At 53.3% G+C, this 18,227-nt stretch carries 12 protein-coding genes; 11 read left to right on the top strand and 1 reads right to left on the bottom strand.

The features are described 5' to 3' along the window. The first annotated feature begins 168 nt into the window (after nt 1-168). Nucleotides 169-1,350, top strand: a complete 1,182-nt coding sequence (gene dxr / locus QET93_RS06220) for a 1-deoxy-D-xylulose-5-phosphate reductoisomerase (protein ID WP_280131779.1) — start codon at nt 169-171, stop codon at nt 1,348-1,350. A 13-nt stretch (nt 1,351-1,363) separates the two neighbouring features. Then, nucleotides 1,364-2,581: a DUF418 domain-containing protein gene (locus tag QET93_RS06215; protein ID WP_280125490.1), complete on the top strand. Its 1,218-nt coding sequence runs from the start codon at nt 1,364-1,366 to the stop codon at nt 2,579-2,581. A gap of 58 nt (nt 2,582-2,639) precedes the next feature. On the opposite strand, the gene QET93_RS06210 is transcribed toward QET93_RS06215, so the two are convergent. Then, a complete protein-coding gene (locus tag QET93_RS06210) occupies nt 2,640-3,494 on the bottom strand; it encodes an aminotransferase class IV (RefSeq protein ID WP_280131778.1) in 855 nt (284 codons plus the stop codon). A 198-nt stretch (nt 3,495-3,692) separates the two neighbouring features. Here QET93_RS06210 and QET93_RS06205 point away from each other — a divergent pair, with 198 nt between their 5' ends. The 9 genes from QET93_RS06205 to QET93_RS06165 all read left to right on the top strand — a co-directional run bounded on the left by QET93_RS06205 (nt 3,693) and on the right by QET93_RS06165 (nt 18,069). Continuing rightward, nucleotides 3,693-5,369, top strand: a complete 1,677-nt coding sequence (locus QET93_RS06205; RefSeq protein WP_280131777.1) for a peptidylprolyl isomerase — start codon at nt 3,693-3,695, stop codon at nt 5,367-5,369. Nucleotides 5,370-5,396: 27 nt separating this feature from the next. Next, a complete protein-coding gene (locus tag QET93_RS06200; protein WP_280131776.1) occupies nt 5,397-6,797 on the top strand; it encodes an MFS transporter in 1,401 nt (466 codons plus the stop codon). 89 nt (nt 6,798-6,886) lie between these two features. Next, a complete protein-coding gene (locus QET93_RS06195) occupies nt 6,887-9,091 on the top strand; it encodes a TIM-barrel domain-containing protein (protein WP_280131775.1) in 2,205 nt (734 codons plus the stop codon). Nucleotides 9,092-9,339: 248 nt separating this feature from the next. Then, nucleotides 9,340-10,026: a DUF6198 family protein gene (locus QET93_RS06190; RefSeq protein WP_280131774.1), complete on the top strand. Its 687-nt coding sequence runs from the start codon at nt 9,340-9,342 to the stop codon at nt 10,024-10,026. A gap of 64 nt (nt 10,027-10,090) precedes the next feature. Beyond that, nucleotides 10,091-11,539 carry a pyruvate carboxylase subunit B gene (locus QET93_RS06185; RefSeq protein ID WP_280131773.1) on the top strand — a complete coding sequence of 483 codons (1,449 nt, stop codon included), beginning with the start codon at nt 10,091-10,093 and terminating at the stop codon, nt 11,537-11,539. Nucleotides 11,540-11,583: 44 nt separating this feature from the next. After that, nucleotides 11,584-12,063, top strand: coding sequence for a hypothetical protein (locus QET93_RS06180; RefSeq protein WP_280125497.1), 480 nt, complete (start codon nt 11,584-11,586; stop codon nt 12,061-12,063). A gap of 171 nt (nt 12,064-12,234) precedes the next feature. After that, nucleotides 12,235-13,530, top strand: a complete 1,296-nt coding sequence (locus QET93_RS06175; RefSeq protein ID WP_280131772.1) for a TolC family protein — start codon at nt 12,235-12,237, stop codon at nt 13,528-13,530. Between the two features lie 24 nt (nt 13,531-13,554). After that, complete coding sequence (locus QET93_RS06170; protein WP_280131771.1) at nt 13,555-14,898, top strand: efflux RND transporter periplasmic adaptor subunit; 1,344 nt, start codon at nt 13,555-13,557, stop codon at nt 14,896-14,898. A gap of 12 nt (nt 14,899-14,910) precedes the next feature. Continuing rightward, nucleotides 14,911-18,069 (top strand): efflux RND transporter permease subunit, encoded by a 3,159-nt coding sequence (locus tag QET93_RS06165; RefSeq protein ID WP_280131770.1) that lies wholly within the window; start codon nt 14,911-14,913, stop codon nt 18,067-18,069. The last annotated feature ends 158 nt before the right edge of the window (nt 18,070-18,227 follow it).

The raw sequence follows: 18,227 nt of genomic DNA, 5'->3' as shown, positions 1-18,227 counted from the left end.
AATCATTTTTTTGGGACTCGGGTAAATTGGCACTAAGTTGTCGGTCTGTTCACGAATCTATTTTTACCCCCGTCCATGCGATACAGCACATATAAATACCGGAATAGGGCAGAATTTCCGTATGGCTACTTGTCAAACCGGATGCATTCGGGCAGGATGCCCCCAGTCATGCGCAAACGACGAGTAGTCATCTTAGGATCGACAGGATCCATCGGGACCAGTGCCCTCAAAGTCGCCCGCGACATCCCCGACCGCATGGAAGTCGTCGGGCTTGCCGCCTGTTCAAGCGTCAAAGCCCTGGCAGAACAAATTCATGAAACGGGAGTCAAGAGGGTAGCCCTTTTCGATGCTACCAAAAAAGAGGAACTGGCGGCATTAATCTCCCCGGACGTCACGATTTTCACAGGGGAAGAAGGACTCTGTGAACTGGCTCGTACAGAAGAAGCCGATATGGTGCTGATCTCCATTATCGGCACAGCAGGATTACAACCTGCACTAACCGCCATTGAAGCCGGCAAAGATCTTGCCATCGCCAGTAAGGAAATCCTGGTAATGGCTGGAGAAGTAGTCATGACCGCCGCTCGCAAGGCCGGTATCAACGTCTTGCCCGTAGACAGCGAACACAATGCCATCTACCAGTGCCTGCAGGTGGATCACAGAGGCCCCGACCAGGTGTCGCGCCTCATTCTGACGGCATCCGGAGGACCATTCCGCACTTGGGATAAAAACGCCCTTGTCTCCGTCACTCTGGAACAGGCATTGCAACATCCCACTTGGAACATGGGACGCAAAATAACCATAGACTCCGCCACCATGTTCAACAAGGGGCTGGAAATGATCGAAGCCCGCTGGCTTTTCGATATTCCAATGGACCGCGTGGACGTCATCGTCCATCCCCAAAGCATCGTTCACTCCATGGTAGAATACGTCGATGGCTCCGTCATCGCCCAAATGAGCGAATCCGATATGTGTTTCCCGATCCAGTATGCCGTCACCTGGCCGGATCGAGTCTCCAATACCCTCACTCCGCTGGATTTCCGCCAACTTGGCAGCCTCGTTTTCGAAGCACCACGAGAAGACGCTTTCCCGGCGCTGACACTCGCCCGCCGGGCGGGGGAACTCAGCGGAACCATGCCGGCCGTCATGAACGCAGCCAACGAAATCGCCGTCGAAGCCTTCATGAACCGCCGTCTCGGATTCACTCAAATCTGGGACGTCGTCGGCCAGGTCATGAACGCCCATGATCCAATTGACCCCATGGGACGCCTGGAACCGATCCTGAAAGCCGATGCCTGGGCTCGCTCCACCGCTGCCGGCATCTGCGCCTCACTTGCCACATCCAGCGTCTGAACACTGCTCTTCCATGAACTCTCCGGACGGACGTCTGCCACGCATTGATTTTTTGGACGCACTCCGGGGGCTGGCCCTGCTGGGTATCGTACTCGTTCATGCGCACGACCACTTCAACCTTTACGTCTATCCGCCCTGTCCGGACGGATGGCTTGGGGAAGTCAACCGCTGGGCCGAGTTCGTCTATTCCACCTTTCTGGTCAGCAAAGCATTTCTCCTCTTCGCCTTCCTGTTCGGGATGAGTTTTTTTCTGCAACTGGACCGAGCCGGAAAAGCCGGTGTGGACTTCCGGAGTAAATTTATCTGGCGATTGGCCCTGCTGTTCTGCATCGGTCTGGTTCACTGTCTCTTCTACGACGGAGACATCCTGACCGTCTTCGCCGTTCTGGGGCTTCTGCTCATCCCATTGTATTCCGTCAGATCATGGATTCTGCTTGCTCTGGTACTCGTCCTTACAGCCAGGTTACCCCTCATATTAGATATCATTCATGGATTGATCTCTCCGGACTGGACACCGGAACACACCTACAACGGATTCTTTCTGCTCCATGACCATATGACCGCCCCCTCCCGGGAAAGCGTGTATGCCGGAAATTCCCTAATCGCAACCATCAAGTGGAATTTCATCTACGGACAAGAGGGCAAATGGGCCTTTCTCGTCAATAGTCCTCGCGGCATTCAAACCATCGCCATGTTCATCCTGGGACTTTGGTGCGGTAAAATGAGGTTTTTCGAAAACCTGGGAACACGCACACGCATGTTCCGCAATGCCGCCTGCATCTTCTTGGCATGCTGGATTTTCCTTACCGTAATACCCATGCCCCATGTGACATCTACCGAAATAGATAGGTACCTTGTCGATTTGACGACAAGTTGGGCCAACCTGCTCTACTCGGCCGGATTCGTCTGTTCCCTGGCCTGCTTGAGCGGCCTTGGAAAGACTACCCGCATGATACGTCTGCTGGCTCCCATCGGCAAAGCCACCCTCACCTGCTACGTCAGCCAGACACTCATCCTGACGTTCTTCATGTTCGGATGGGGTCTCGGGTTGGCTCCCCGATGGAATGCACTGGAATCCATGTGTGCCGGAGCAGCAGTCTTTGCCATCCAATGCCTCTTTTTCCGCGTATGGTTCAAATATTATCTGTACGGCCCTTTGGAATGGCTTTGGAGATCGGGCACGCGCCTGGAGTGGCAACCTCTACGACGCCCCAAAAGCCCCCGAAGTTAATGAAAAAACAGGGAGAGGAAGGGATGAGATGCCTCATATCACCCCGGTCTTCTCCGTATTACGGATCCAGACTGTCATCAACCAAGTCGGCAAACGCCTTGCGAAGACGCATCGTCGTCGCGCCCGGAAAGAGCCGACGGCCATCAATCATGGCCACCGGTTGAACCTCGCACAACGACGAGGTCAGAAAGACTTCTTCCAATGATTGGAGAGAGGAAAAGGGTTCATATGCCTCTACGCATGCAATCCCCAAAGACCGGCATAATTCCATGACAAGCCCCCGCGTCACCCCCGGAAAGGCCCCTCCCTCCAGCGGGCATGTCTTCACCACCCCGTCCTGCACCCAGAACACGTTGGAGATGGTACCGGAACAAATCTGTCCGGAAGTATTCGCCAGCAAAGCTTCCCCCATGCCCTTCCCGACAGCTTCGGCAAGAATCATCATGTTTTCAATATAGGAAAGAGTCTTGATCCCCTTGAAGGGACTCTTGTCATTGCGCATATAGGAAGAAGTCATTACGGAACACGTATCGCCCTGGCGTCCTCCGGGAACAGCGGCCACCATAACGGTACAGGGAGCCCCGCAGCGCAAGAGTCCCAGCAGAGAAAGACCGGAAGTCACCGCAATACGGATACACATGGGATCAGCCAATTTGTTCCTCTCAATCACCGTACGGACAGCCTGGAAAAGTTCCTCCTTGGACGGGATACTATCCACATTCATGCCCATCGCCTCGGCGGAAGCCATCAATCGCGCGTGATGACGGGAAAAAGCGAACGGCATCCGGTCATACGTCACCAAGGATTCAAAACAGCCGTCGCCAACGGAAAACCCCAAGTCAAAAGGAGAGATACGCGCTTCGTCTTCGGAAAGAATTTCCCCGTTGAGCCATACGATTCGGTTGGATGCCATAGTTGAGTTCTGTAAAAGTTCGATTTTTTCCATTGGAGCTTAAAATGGACGACTATTCAAGCGAGTTATGATCCAATTGAAAGAAAAGTTGCGTTCTTCTTACTTGCCACCTCCACCCGTCAAGGTGTAAAGAATGTTACCCCGTCCACAATCCGGGCACTACCTCGCACAAGAAACTATCCTCCCACCAACTCAACCATGCTCGAATTTTTAAGAAAACACACGCTCGTCGTCATGGGCGCCATGGTTCTGGTCTTTTTTGGACTGGTCTTTATCGAATCCCGCACGAACACTACATTTTCCACCGGAGGACCCGCTCGCGTCAAGGTTGGCAATATCTCCTATACTGACAAGGATTTGAACAGAATTGCCGAGATGGGCATTCGGGTTGCCAGTCAGGTTCCCAGCCTATTCAATTTCATCCAGCTCCTGGTGGCGGCTCCCAGCAATGAAACCGGGGCTTACGATGCATCACTCGCTTTCCTTGCCAACTACGGCATTATTAAACAGGAAGCGGAACGCTACGGCATCTACCCCAGCTCCGAGGAAATCGACGAAACGATCAAGGGCATGCCGGAATTCTGCAAGGAAGATGGAACTTTCAACCCCGAAGCCTACCGGGAACTTGTCTCTATGCGCGGTAAAAACGCCATCGGCGAAGTGGAAGAATCCCTGCGGGAAGTCGTTGCCACATGGATTCGTTTCAACCGCCTGGAAAGCATCCTGACGGATGGAATCTCCATGAACGAAGAATTCGTCAAAGACTACATCCAGTCCATGACCCAGGACATCACCGTCAACGTCGCCACTCTCAACAAGGAAGACTTCCGTCCCAAGACCGAACCAGGCGAAGAAGAGATCAAAGCCTTTTGGGAAAAGCGCAGCAAAAATTACCTCAGCGACGAAATTCGCGATCTGACCGTGTACATCTTCACACCCAAGGCCAAAATCGTGGACAAGGCCGATACCAAAATTCCAGCGGCAACACTGGAAGTACTCAATGTGGTCGAACCCCTCTGGGAAAAGATCACTGACGCCAATGGCAAAAATCTCGATGAAGTCATAACCTCCGCGACCAAGGATTTCGAATCCCTAATGACGGTCTCTCGTGAACAATTCGAAAACATCACGATGGACAATGCCCCCGACTCACTCAAACTGCCCCTGAATCCGGCTGCCGGAGCCATGCAAAAGAGCCTTATCGAAACGGCGTTCTCCATCGACAAGCACATTGACGCGGAACCGCCCACTCCCATCGCAAACGATGCTTCCGGAGCGCCTGCCATTATCAAAAAGAAAAAGCCGGACGCAGAAGGTATTACGACCGAACGCATTTCCAACACCCTTGTTCTTGACGACGGTCGTATCGCCCTCGTCTGCGTCAACAAGATTGTTCCGATAGCCCCCCTGCCCTACAATCAGGCCCGTGCCGCCGCCCGCGCCGACTACTTGGACCAACTCACGACAACAACCATGGAAAACGCGGGCAAAGCCTTGAAGGAAAAACTTGATCAGGAAGGGACCGACATTGAAAAGTTCAAAGCTGCCGCTACCGCAGCCGGAGCCAAACTCTCTTCCTGGGGGCCGTACAACAAACAACATATTCCCGACAATATGCCTGACGGTCTTACCATTTTCGATGCCGTTCGTAAGGTCAATGTCGGAGAATCCACGGAACCCGTTACAGTGGGAGGTTCCGTCATTATTGCCCAGTTAACCAAGAAGACAATCACGGATACCCCGGAAAACAAAGCCATTGAAACTTACATGACCCATGGCTTCAATGACGTCATTAAAAGAATGATCCTCATGGACTGGCTCGCCAACTGCTATACACGCTACAAGGTCACCTTCCAGGCCAGAGGGAATTATTAAACCCGTCAACACCATTTGCCCCCCATCATGAGCTTCCTTCCCTACCAAGCACGCTTTATCGTCGGAACGGAAGCTTGTGAACGTTTCAGTTTTTACGGACTCAAGAGCATTCTGGCCCTGTACATGGTCGGTGCTCTGGCTCTTTCCGAGGAATATTCCATCGCGACGGTCCATTTGTTCGTCGCCATCGTTTATTTGACGCCTTTGATCGGAGCCTGGATTGCCGACAACCTGCTGGGACGTTATAAAACCATTCTCACCATCTCCCTGCTTTACTGCATCGGCCACGGCGTACTTGCCATGGCCGATCTTTTCCCGGACATTGAATCCCGCCGGATGATTCTTTACATAGGACTGATTATCATTGGCTTGGGAGCAGGAGGCATCAAACCCTGCGTTTCCGCCTTCATCGGCGACCAGATCACGGACAAGTCGCCAAAAATGATGACCCGTGCTTACAATGTCTTCTACTGGTCTATCAATCTGGGTTCCCTGTTTTCCTTCATTGTCGTCCCGGCAGTCAAAGACGAATTCGGCTGGAGCTGGGCTTTCGCCATCCCCGGCATTTTCATGGCCTTGGCTACATTCTGTTTCTGGAGCGGGCGGAAGCACTACGTCATGTATCCGCCTACCAAACAGAGAGAAGGAGCCAGCCGTACAAGCATGTGGAAAGTACTCTTCCATGCCATTTCCCATAGAGGTTGGAATTCGGCCATCACCACCTTCGGACCAACACCGGTCAAGGACTTACGGCAGATTCTCAATATCCTGACCATTTTCATTTTCGTGATTCCGTTCTGGTCCCTGTTCGACCAAACAGCATCTTCCTGGGTCATTCAGGGAAGTAATATGACCCCCATGCACATTCCCTTGCCATGGGGTACCTGGTCCGTAGGTCCGGAGCAGATCCAATCCGCCAATCCGTTGATCGTCATGATCCTTGTTCCGGTCATTTCAACGTTGATCTACCCCTACATCGGCAAATGGGTGCGCCCGCTGTTCCGCATGGGGAGCGGCATTTTTCTTTCCTCCATTTCCTTCGTCATTGTTGCATGGATTCAAAGTCGCCTCGATCAGGGAAAACAGCTCTCCATCGCCTGGCAGCTTCTTCCCTATGTCATCCTGACCGTTTCGGAAATTCTCCTGAGTACGACCGGACTCGAATTCGCCTATACCCAGGCGCCGGCTCGAGTCAAAAGCATCATCTCCAGTTTCTGGAATCTGACGACTTTTGCCGGCAACATGCTCGTCTTCATCATCACGTATATCATCGCCTTTGTGACGGATAGTCATGCGGTATCCGTCGAGGGATTCATGACATATGCAGCCATGGCTGCCCTAGTCAGCGGCTTTTTTGCCATCTCCGCCAAGTTTTACATGAAGAGGAAGCAGACCATCGACGCCATTCCGGAAGACGCGGAAGTTTAAGGACTCCCAATTTCCCAGGATCTCACTTACTCCTCGGAAATTCCTTGAAGGTGAAAGAATTTCCCGTTCTTTTCGTATTTCTTCGTGTTATGCGATACTATTCTCTGACACGACTGGCCATGAGCGTCATGGTCGCAACCTCGTTGACAGGGCTCATTCCTGCAGCACATGCGGAAAAAGAAGCCACGCTCAATGATCAATTGATCGTCAACAATCCCGGTCCGGCAGCGCTGGTTGCCCCAAGCCAGGCTCTCTTCTTCCCTCCCATGCTGAAGTGGGAAAGCTGGGATTACTCTCCCATGTGGTCCAAAAAACCACAGGCTATTTCCAAGGACTTGCCGAAGGGCTGGAAAACAAAAGTCGATTTTGATGTCGCCTACGGACGCTCACAGGCAATCGTCAAAATTCCCGAAGGGACCGATCTATACGGGCAGGGGCTCGTCACCGGCCCACTGCGCCGCAACAACACCAAAATAGCAGTCTGGAACACAGACAACTACGGCTACGGTACCGACCACGGACGGCGCCTCTACCAAGGCCATCCCTGGGTTATGGGAGTTCGCCCGGATGGAACGGCATTCGGCGTCCTGGCGGACACGACATGGCGTTCTATTCTGGAAACGACGGACAAGGAAATCATTTTCGACTCGGAAGGCCCAGTCTTCCCCGTTCTCGTCATTGAGGGCAACAACCCTCTGGACGTTCTGCGCCAGCTGGCCGATCGTACCGGACATACGCCCATGCCCCCCCTGTGGTCGCTCGGATACCAGCAATGCCGTTTCTCCTACGAAAACGAATCCAAGGGACTTAACATCGCCCGCGAATTCCGCAAGCGCCAAATACCCGCCGACGTCATCTGGATGGATATCGATTACATGGATGACTACCGTGTTTTTACTTTCAGCAAAAAGGGATTCCCCAATCCAAAAGCCTACAGCGACGCTCTGCACGAACTGAACTTCAAAGGTGTCTGGATGATTGATCCGGGAGTCAAAAACGACCCGAATTACTCTGTTCTCAAATCCGGTGACGAACAAGACGTCTGGGTCAAAAAGCCCGATCAGAAAACAGACTTCATCGGTCCTGTCTGGCCCGGCGATTGCAAATTTCCCGATTTTACCCGTGAAGGTACCCGTATCTGGTGGGCCGGGTTGTACCACGATTTCATCCGGAACAACGGCGTTGACGGCATCTGGAATGACATGAACGAACCGGCTGTCTTCAATTTCCCGGGACATACCATGCCCGTGGACAATTTCCACCGGGGCGACAAGAACATCCAACCCGGTCCCCATCTTAAATATCACAATATCTACGGCATGCTCATGATGTCCGCCACGCGGGACGGCATGATGCAGGCCAGTCCGGAGAAGAGGCCCTTCCTGCTTTCCCGCTCCAATTTCATGGGCGGACAGCGCTATGGCGCCACCTGGACCGGAGATAACCTGTCCAACGCCGGACATATGCGGATGTCCATCCCGATGACACTCACCCTCGGCCTTTCCGGGCAGCCCTTCAACGGACCGGACATGGGGGGATTCGGCAACAATGCCTCCAAGGAAATGTACGAACAGTGGGTCAGTTTTGGCACGATGTTCCCGTTCTGCCGCAACCATGCCTGTAAAGGTACCCAAAACAAAGAACCATGGGCCTATGGACCTGAAGCGGAACAAGTAGCCAAAACGGCCATTGAACGCCGTTATCGCCTGCTTCCCTACATGTACACTCAGTTCTGGCGTTCCACCCAGGACGGACGTCCCGTCATGCAGCCGACCTTCTTTGCCGACCCGTCCGACAAATCGTTGCGCACCGAAGAGTCTACCTTCCTCGTCGGTGGTGATTTGCTCGTCATCCCGACCATTGCGGAAAATCCTGCCTTACCCAAAGGCAACTGGCTTCCGGTAAACATCCTGGAAACGCAGGAAGACGCCAGCCCCAAACAGGCCACAGTCAAAGTGAGGCCCGGTGCTATTGTCCCTCTTGGTAAAGTCGTACAGCATACGGCGGAACCCATGCTGGAAACAACAACTCTCGTCATCAATCTTGATGAAAATGGCAAGGCTTCCGGCGAACTCTACCAGGATGCCGGAGACGGCTACGGATTCCAGGACGGAGATTATTGCCTGACTGCCTACACGGCGGAAAAGACACCTGAAGGAGTTATCGTCACTACTGAGATCAAAGAAGGCAAACGCCCGACCTCTACTCAAAAAATTGTAGCCCGTCTGCTGACTCCCGAAGGAGAAAAACGCGCCGAGAGTGTCCCTGGGCAGAAACTCCTCATCAATCTCTAATGTCATTTTCCTTCTTCGAAGGTTAACGACTTCCTCAAAACCCGCATTCCTCCAACTTGGGAATGCGGGTTTTTTCGAGTCTGTACTTTCCGAATCATTCAATTCTTTGTGAGGCTGCCCCGTTTTTTGCTTCATGACGCAACTCGATCCCTCCAGCCAATCCCAGAATCCCCCCTTGCCTGGGTAAAATAAATATGATATACTAAGGGAGAGGGTTTGTCCATTTCTGGACTACCCTCTTTCCCATCATGAACTCTGATCACGTTATCCTCATCAAACGCATATTTGTCTATAGTCTGGGTCTTTTCATATTAGCGCTCGGCGTATCGTTCTCCATCGCATCCAATCTGGGAGTTTCTCCCGTCAATACGGTTCCCTATGTCATCAGCCGAATTACGCACTTGGAGATGGGAATATGTACTACGGTTGTATTCATAGGGTTCATCCTTCTGCAATTCTTCATTCTGGGGAAAGAGTTCAAGCTCCAAAGTATTTTTCAAATCATCTGTGCTGCCTTGTTCGGTTCGTTCGTTTCCCTGGCGCAATTGTGTACATCGTGGCTTCCCGAATGCACCGGATACGGGCTGCAAGCTCTGTATCTTGCCATCAGCATGATCCTGGTTGCCCTGGGAATTCTGTTTTACTTGAGCGCCGGGATTTTATCCCTGCCGGGAGAAGGGGTCATGCAAGCAGTATCCCGGAAAACCGGTCTGCCCCTTTCAACGTGTAAAATCATGTTCGACACCGTATCCGTAGCAGCCTCGGCAGCCCTGTCCCTTTTCTTTTTCACCTATCTGGACGGCATCCGGGAAGGGACTGTTCTGGCAGCCTTCGGAGTCGGCTGGTTCCTCAAAATCTTCGCCAACCAATGGAAGGAAAATATCCTGCGTTTTCTCGAGAAAACCGGGCAGTCGGAAGAAAGCGCATCCGCTTGATTCCCCGCATACGGCTTGACCTTGCCTTCCTGTACATGTAAAAATAACATAAAGTAATAATTGTATGAAACCAGTCACATTCAACTGTACCGTTCTGCGAGACGGGCATCAGTCCCTGGCAGCAACCCGCATGCCCACTGAAGTCATGCTGCCTATCGCTTCCATCCTCGATACCATGGGCTTCAGCGCTCTGGAAACCTGGGGAGGAGCCACCATTGATTCCGGGCTGAGATTCCTGGGTGAATTTCCCTTCGACCGATTGGATGCTCTGAAAAAAGCAGCCCCCAAAACGCCGCATATGATGCTGTTGCGCGGCCAGAACATAGTCGGCTACACCAACTATGCCGACGACGTCGTCGAAGCCTTCATCAAAATGAGTGCCAAACACGGCATGAATATCTTCCGTATTTTCGACTGCGTGAACGACCCGCGCAACATGGAAACCTCCATCCGCACCGCCAAGGCTTGCGGCTGCCAGGCACACGGCACAATCTGCTACACAACATCCCCGGTCCATACGACGGAAAGCTTCGTCAAAATGGGGTGCGAACTTGCAGAAATGGGAGCCGACGCAATTGTCCTGAAAGACATGGCAGGGCTAGTCCCCCCCCACGTCACGGCGGAAATCGTCTCCTCCCTGAAGAAGAACATCTCCATCCCCGTCTGGTTCCATACGCACGATACGGCCGGATTGGGAGCTTCCTCTATCCTCAGTGCCATCGACGCCGGGCTGGATGCTGCCGACGTTTCCATCTCTCCGTTCGCTAACGGAACCGGTCAGCCGGACTGCCTCCGCATGCTTGCCTTGCTGGAAGGCAATCCCAGGAAACCCGAATTCGATCTGGAAAAACTCCACGAAATCCAGGAACTCCTCAAACCCATCTACGCCAGCCTGTCCAAGTACACCTCGCACAAAAACGAAATCGTCGATTCCGATACCCTGCGTTACCAAGTACCCGGAGGCATGCTCTCCAACTTCCGTACCCAGTTGAAGGAACAAGGCATGAGCGACAAATTCGACGAAGTTTTTGCCGAAATTCCCGTTGTTCGCAAGGCTCTCGGCTGGATTCCCTTGGTGACACCTACTTCCCAAATCGTCGGTGTTCAGGCCATGCTCAACGTCAAATTCGGACGTTGGAAAAACATCACGCCGCAAGCAGCCGATATTTCTCTCGGCTACTATGGCAGAACAACGGCTCCCGTCGATCCGGAAGTCCAGAAACTCTGCGCCGAAAAAATGGGCAAGGATCCGATCACCTGCCGACCTGCCGACTTGATCAAGCCCGGCATGGAAGACCTCCGCAAAAAACTCGCTGAAAAAGGCATGCCTACCACGGACGAGTACTGCGTCATCTACGCTATGTTCCCACAGCAGCTTGAAGAATACCACAAGAATCCCGGTCCCAAACCGGAACCTGCCGCCGCTCCGGCCCCCGCGGCGACAACGGGAGCAGCTACTCTAAACCTCAACCTCCAAGGAAGGACTTATTCCGTCCAGATTGAAGAACTGTAAGCAATTACAGATTCTTCTCCCCCCCCTGCGTTTGCACGGCACATATGCTCAAGCACATCCGCCACATCATCCTGATTGCAGCTCTATTGCTCGCCTTTGCGGGTAATGTGGCCAGGCTTGGCGTATGTCCGTGCAGCGAGGGTTTCCTGGGTTTATTTGTTGGCGACTGCCCCTGCAATACATGCAGTGCCGTCAGTCCGGAATGCCATGGATGCCAGCATGCATCCCCCTGCCTCTCCTCTATTCATGGAGCAGTCGATGCAGCAAACACCAAGGGGCACCATGCCATCGGAGAAACTCCCTGCCCCAACAAGATGCTTGAAGGATCAGGCCCTCTCCTTCAAGTGTCAGAAATTTCCATTCCTAAATTTCTTCTGACGCCCGTTATTGTGCCGGAATGGCAAAATTGGTCGTCCATTATCCTTTTTCCTTCGCAGGAATTCGTTTTTGAGATTCCTCTGCCGCCTCTTATTGAACAGGGAATTTCTCCCTATACAGGCTACAGTCGCCCTGTTTTGGCATAGGAATACGGGCATTTGCCCGGCAGAATAGCTTCTCCCGTTGATCAAAAGATCGGAGGAAGCTTTGTGCCGCATTGCAGAATCCCTCCGGGTGCAGGGTTTCCCCCACTGATCCGGAAAAGCCATGTCTCTTTTCGTTTTATTTCTTTCTTCTACAACTATCTTCATCATATCATGAACACAGCTCTATTATGCCTAGGCGCAGGAGCCATGACCCTGCTGGGATCATGCGTCTCCTACAAAGACTCCCCCATTGATCTGGTCCGGGAGGAACAAACCTGGAAGCAACAGTCGCTTGCCGTCCAGGGAACCAAACCGCTCAATCTTGGGAAAATTCAGAAAATCGGTCTCGTGTTGAATGCCGATCTCAATCAGGCAAGACTGAAACTGGCTCACAGCAGCAATGTCGCCCAACAATCCGGGTGGTGGAACGATCCCTCCATATCCTTTGACGCCAAACAATCGCTGGAGGACGTTTCCGTGATCAATCTGGATGCCGGATTGGCTTTCACCATTCCCGTCACCGGCATCCCCTCCTTGGAAAAGAAAACAGCCGAACAATACAAGGAATCCGATTACTGGGCCCTCCGTCAGGCAGAACTTACCTACCTCTCCACCATAGAGCAGGAATGGAAACAGCTCGGCATAGTTCGCAAGCGAAAAGAATTGATTGCACAACGAGTCCGCGAAATGAAGGATGAGGACGCCCGGTTTTCTCAACTTTACAAACTCGGGGAAATCGATGCGGCTACCCGGCAGCTTACCACGAAAAACTACAACACAGCCGTCAGAGACCTTCAAACGGCCGAACAGGATGAACTCGCCCAACGCATGTCCCTGATCAAGCAGGCGGGATTTCATCCTGCCGCCGCCTCAGTTTTCCGCCTGGATACTTCCTGCCCAATGAACGTTCCGAAAGCCGTAACCGTACCGAGTCCGGGAGAACTTGTCTCTTCCCCGCAAATCAAGAGCGGAATGGCGGCCTATGCAGCTGACGAAATCCAGCTCAAGACGGAAATCCGCAGGCAATTCCCCGAGCTGGAGTTAGGCCCGGCCTTCACTCGTGATGACGGAGAAAAAGAACTGGGTGGCAGCATCGGTTTCAACATTCCACTTTGGAACCACAATCGCAAGGCAATCGCCGAAGCGGAAGGCACGCGCAATTCCTCCCGCCAAGCTACCATCGCCCTCTGGAGGGAACTGTTGCAAAACTCCCGGGAACTCGCCCAGGAACAACAACTTGTCCGCAGCCATTGCCAGGATGAATTGAATCGTCTGAACCTCTTCTCCTCCAATCTGGTCAAACTGGAACAACTCTACAAGATCGGAGAAACAAGCCTGGCCGACCTCGCCGAAGCCCGTCAACAGGTCTATGAAAGCCGGATTTCTTTTCTCGACTCACTTTCCAAACTCACCCGTACACAGACATCCCTTCGTTATCTAATACCCCCGTCTTCCCTTGCCCGTTAACATCAACCTTTCCCATTTCAATCCATGAACATTTCAAGATTAATCTTCAATTCCTGCCTGGGGATGGCAAGCATCCTCAGCCTCTCCACCATGGTCCAGGCACAAAACAACCATCCAACCGAACCGCTTCCCGCCAAGGAACAACCGCACAAGCATATCGATGGAGAAGACCACGACCACGACCACGACCACGACCACGACCACGATCATGAAGCCGACTCTAAGGATGACGACCACGACCATGAGGCCAGCAAGGGATTAGCCGACATCGTCCCCGTTCACATAGATGCCAAAGCCATCCATGCCCTCGACATGAAAATTGAAAAAGTCGTTGCGCAGCCTCATGCAGCCACTAAAAGCTACTACGGACAATTGGAAATTCCTCCCTCCGCCGTACAAACATTTTCCCTGCCTTCATCCGGCCGTGTAATCCCACATGTCCAATCCGCACAAAAGGTAAAAAAAGGAGATGTCCTCTACACTCTGGAATCACCCGACATTGTTGACTTAGCCGGTAAAGTCCGCGATGCGGAAGCCTCACTGAAACGGGCGGAAGCGGAACTCCTCACCCTGAGCGCTCGCCGCGACCAGCTCGAAAAAATCGGTACCCGCAACAGCGAACTGGATACCAGCATCCGTTTCAAGGAAGCGGAAATCCCCGGACTTCGTTCCACTCTGGAAACCGCCCGCAACCAATTCCAGATCGCCACCTCCGGCGGTACCATGGAAGGAAACCTTCTCGTTGTCCGGGCCCCCATTGACGGAAGTGTCCAATCCGTCGATACCAATCACAACGCCTGGGAGGAACAAGGTGTCCCCATCCTCGTCATGACGGAACCCGGCAAACTGGAATTCAAAGCAACAGCATATGCTTCCGACTCTCTCCGCCACTCGGCGGCACACCTGGTCCTAACTTCTCCCGACGGCAAAAAATCCATCATCCTCAATGGCACTACACGTATATCCGCCCAGATCAATCCGGAGAATCAGACCCGCACGATCTACTTCGTACCGGATAAAGTACCGACGGAAGCTTATGCAGGACAAGTTGCCCGTCTGGAACTGAATGAACCGGCAGACGCCCGGGAAGGGTTCATATCTGTCCCCAACAGCGCCATTGTCAAAGTCGGAATCAACGATGTCGTTTTTCTCCGTGACAAGGACGATGACGATCTCTTCCTCATGGTAAAGGTAGAAACGCTTCCTTCCCGCCGCGGCATGACTCCCGTCAAAGGCATCAAGGAAGGCCAGCTGCTCGTCACCCAAGGAGGATATGAACTCAAGTACGTCCTTCCGGAAGGCAACGGTCCCAAAAAGGCGGCCGGCCACTTCCATGCGGACGGAAAGTTCCATGAAGGCGAACACTAAACGCACGCGCTCATGAATACTCTGGTTGCTTTTTGCCTTAACAACAGAATCACCGTCCTGATCCTGACGGCAGCCCTGGCTGCCATCTCCCTGTTCGTGGCCAAGAATATCCCTGTAGATGTCTTCCCCGAATTGAAAGTTCCCCGTGTCACCATCCAAACCGAAGCCGGCGGCCTTTCTGCCGAAGAAGTGGAACAATACGTCACGATCCCCATCGAATCCGCCATGAATGGCACCGCCGGAGTCAAGAGCGTCCGCTCGTCCTCCGGTGCCGGGCTCTCTTTCGTCTGGGTTGACTTTGACTGGAACATGGACATCTACCTCGCCCGGCAGATCATCGCCGAACGCCTGGCGGCCATCCGCTCATCACTCCCCGAAGGATGCGATCCGGAGATGGCCCCCATTGTTTCCGTCACAGGGGAAATCATGCTCATTGCCCTGTGGGGAGACAAAGACGTCTCCCAACTGGATCTACGCCAGATAGCCGAATACAAGCTCCGCAACCGCCTGCTGGCCATCCCGGGAGTAGGGCAGGTTACTGTCCTTGGCGGACGCCTGCCCGAATACCAGGTCGTGTACAAGCCGGATCGTCTGAAACAGGCAGGAGTCACCGTCAACGATCTCAAAGAAGCCGTTGCCCAATCCCAGTCATCCATCCCGGCCGGATATCTGGAAGATGTAGCCGGGCAGGAAGTCCCCATCCAGCAACAGACGCGCATTGCCGATCCGGAACAGATTCGACGCACGCTCATCCCTTCCCACCCATCGGGAGTTCTCAAAGTTGAAGACGTAGCCGATGTCACCATCGACGGTGCTCCACGCCGGGGCAATGCCGGCTTCATGGGGAAGGATGCCGTTGTCCTCTCCGTTCAAAAAGTCCCCGGAGCCAACACCCTAAAATTGACGGCAGCCCTCGACAAGGCAGTTCAGGAATTCTCTAAAAGCCAGCTTCCTCCGGGAATGCACATCACGGAAGAAGCCTACCGCCAGGCAGACTTCATCGATATGTCTCTGAAAAACGGAACGGAAACGCTTTTTTCCGTCGGTCTCGTCGTAGTCATCGTCATCCTGCTTACCTTGTTAAACATTAGGACAGCCTTGATTACGCTCATAACCATGCCGTTGTCCGTCCTCTTTGCCCTGCTCTTCTTCCCGGTGTGCGGCCTGGCCATCAACATCATGACCCTGGGCGGCCTGGCCGTAGCAGTCGGAGATGTTGTTGACAACGCCATCATCTTTGTGGAAATCGCCTGGCGTTACCTGGAACGCAATGCTGCTCTGCCCGAAACCGAACGCAAGAGCAGATTCGAAGTTGTCATGCAAGCCAAACAGGAAATCCTCGGCTCCATCAACTACTCCACGCTCATCATCCTGCTGGTGTTCGCTCCGGTATTGTTCCTCTCCGGCTTGGAAGGTCAGTTCTTCCAGCCTCTGGGCATCGCCTATCTTCTGGCTCTCATCGCCTCTCTCGTCGTAGCAATCACCCTCGTTCCCACCTTGTGCCTCATGTTCTTCAAACCCCGCAAGAACCGGAAGGAAGGATCCGGAAACGAGGACACCATCAGCGTCAAACTTATCAAGAGGATCTACCAGCCTGTTCTGGCCTTCTCCCTGAAACGCTCCAAAATCGTCTGTTCCATCATGGCGATCATCACTATACTGTCCCTGTGGCTGGCCAGTACGTTCGGTACCAGTTTCCTCCCCCCATTCAACGAAGACTGCTACACCGTCTTCGTCAACACCGTACCGGGCACCTCGCTGGCTGAAACGGAACGCATCTCGGGGAAAGTCATGGATGATATCAAAGAGATTCCCGGAGTCATTACCGTCACTCAGCGGACGGGCCGAGCCGAAAACGATGAGCACGCCGAACCCGTCAGCGCATCGGAACTTCTCGTCCGTGTCGATCTCGGCTTCGACCAGAAGGAACTCTACAAGAACATCAAAAAGACTATTGACGGCATCCCCGGCACCAGTGCCATGATCGGCTACCCGCTGGCACACCGCATTAGTGCCGCCTTGTCTGGCTCCAACTCGGACATCGCTATCAACATCTACGGACAAGACCTCCCCCAGATACGACAGGCAGCCAAAAAGGCCAAGGAAATCCTCGATTCATTGCCGGAAGTCGCCGATGCCCGCTCGAACCGCGAAGTCATGGTAGATACCGCCCGCATCGACTACAACCAGGAAGCCCTGTCACACTACGGTTTGACGGTTGCCGATGCCGCCGAACAAGTCTCCACGGCACTCAACGGTCAAAAAATCGGCGAAGTCATCAAAAACCAGGACCACTGGAACATCGTCATGCGTCTTGATCCATCCATCAAAACAACCATGGAGGATATCAAGAATCTGGAACTCCTCGCCCCCAACGGTAAGAGTGTCCGTCTACGCAACGTTGCCCAAGTATACCGGGAAGAAGTCACCAATCTCATTCTACGCGATAATACCATGCGGAAGGCCATGATCTCCTGCAACCCCGCCAAGGACTCCAACCTCGGAGACTTGGCCAAGGCTTGCCGGGCCAAGCTGGATCCCGCCATGAACGCCTTGGGCTGTACGGTCGATTATGACGGTACGATCAAGGCAAGGGAATCCGCCTCGGAGCGCCTTCTGATCCTCGGCATCGTCGTTATGGTGCTAATTGTCCTCCTGCTCTCCACCGCACTGGGCAGCGTCCGCCGCGCCATGTTGACACTGGTAAATGTTCCGTTGTGCCTCGTCGGCGGCATCATTGCTGTTTTCGTCGTTTCACCGGGAACAATCACCTCGGTCTTCCACGGCACCTACATTCCTCCGATCCTCTCGGTCGCATCCATCGTGGGCTTTGTGACGGTCATTGGTTTCGCCATTCGAAGCGGTCTGATCCTGTTGAACCGTTACCGTGACCTGGAGCATGCAGGATATACCATCGATCAAGCCATCTTCAAGGGATCCCTCGAACGTGTCGTTCCGATCATCATGACCTCCCTGACAACGATTCTTGCCTTGCTTCCTTTGATCTGGGCCATTGACAAACCCGGAGGCGAATTGCTCGGCCCCCTGGCCATCGTCCAGTTCGGCGGATTGACGACAGCCACCCTGCTCAACCTGATCATCATTCCGGCCACAGCCAAAATCTTCTCCCGCTGGATCCGGCAGCGCCGTGAAGACCTGGAAGAAAAATAACAAAATAGGATAGCGACGTTTGTCTATCTCTCCCCAACCGCCTCCGGTCCTTCTCCATGAAAACCGGAGGCGGTTTGTTCTTTGTTTTTACAAAACCGTTTTTCCTGTTATAGGATGGAGAAAAATAAAGAATTTCGTTCCATGGCCTTCCAAACAAA

This window comes from Akkermansia sp. N21116 (assembly GCF_029854705.2).
Classification (GTDB): Bacteria; Verrucomicrobiota; Verrucomicrobiia; order Verrucomicrobiales; family Akkermansiaceae; genus Akkermansia.
The sequence above is the reverse complement of the archived record's forward strand: the minus strand, read 5'-3'. Positions and strand labels throughout refer to the sequence as shown.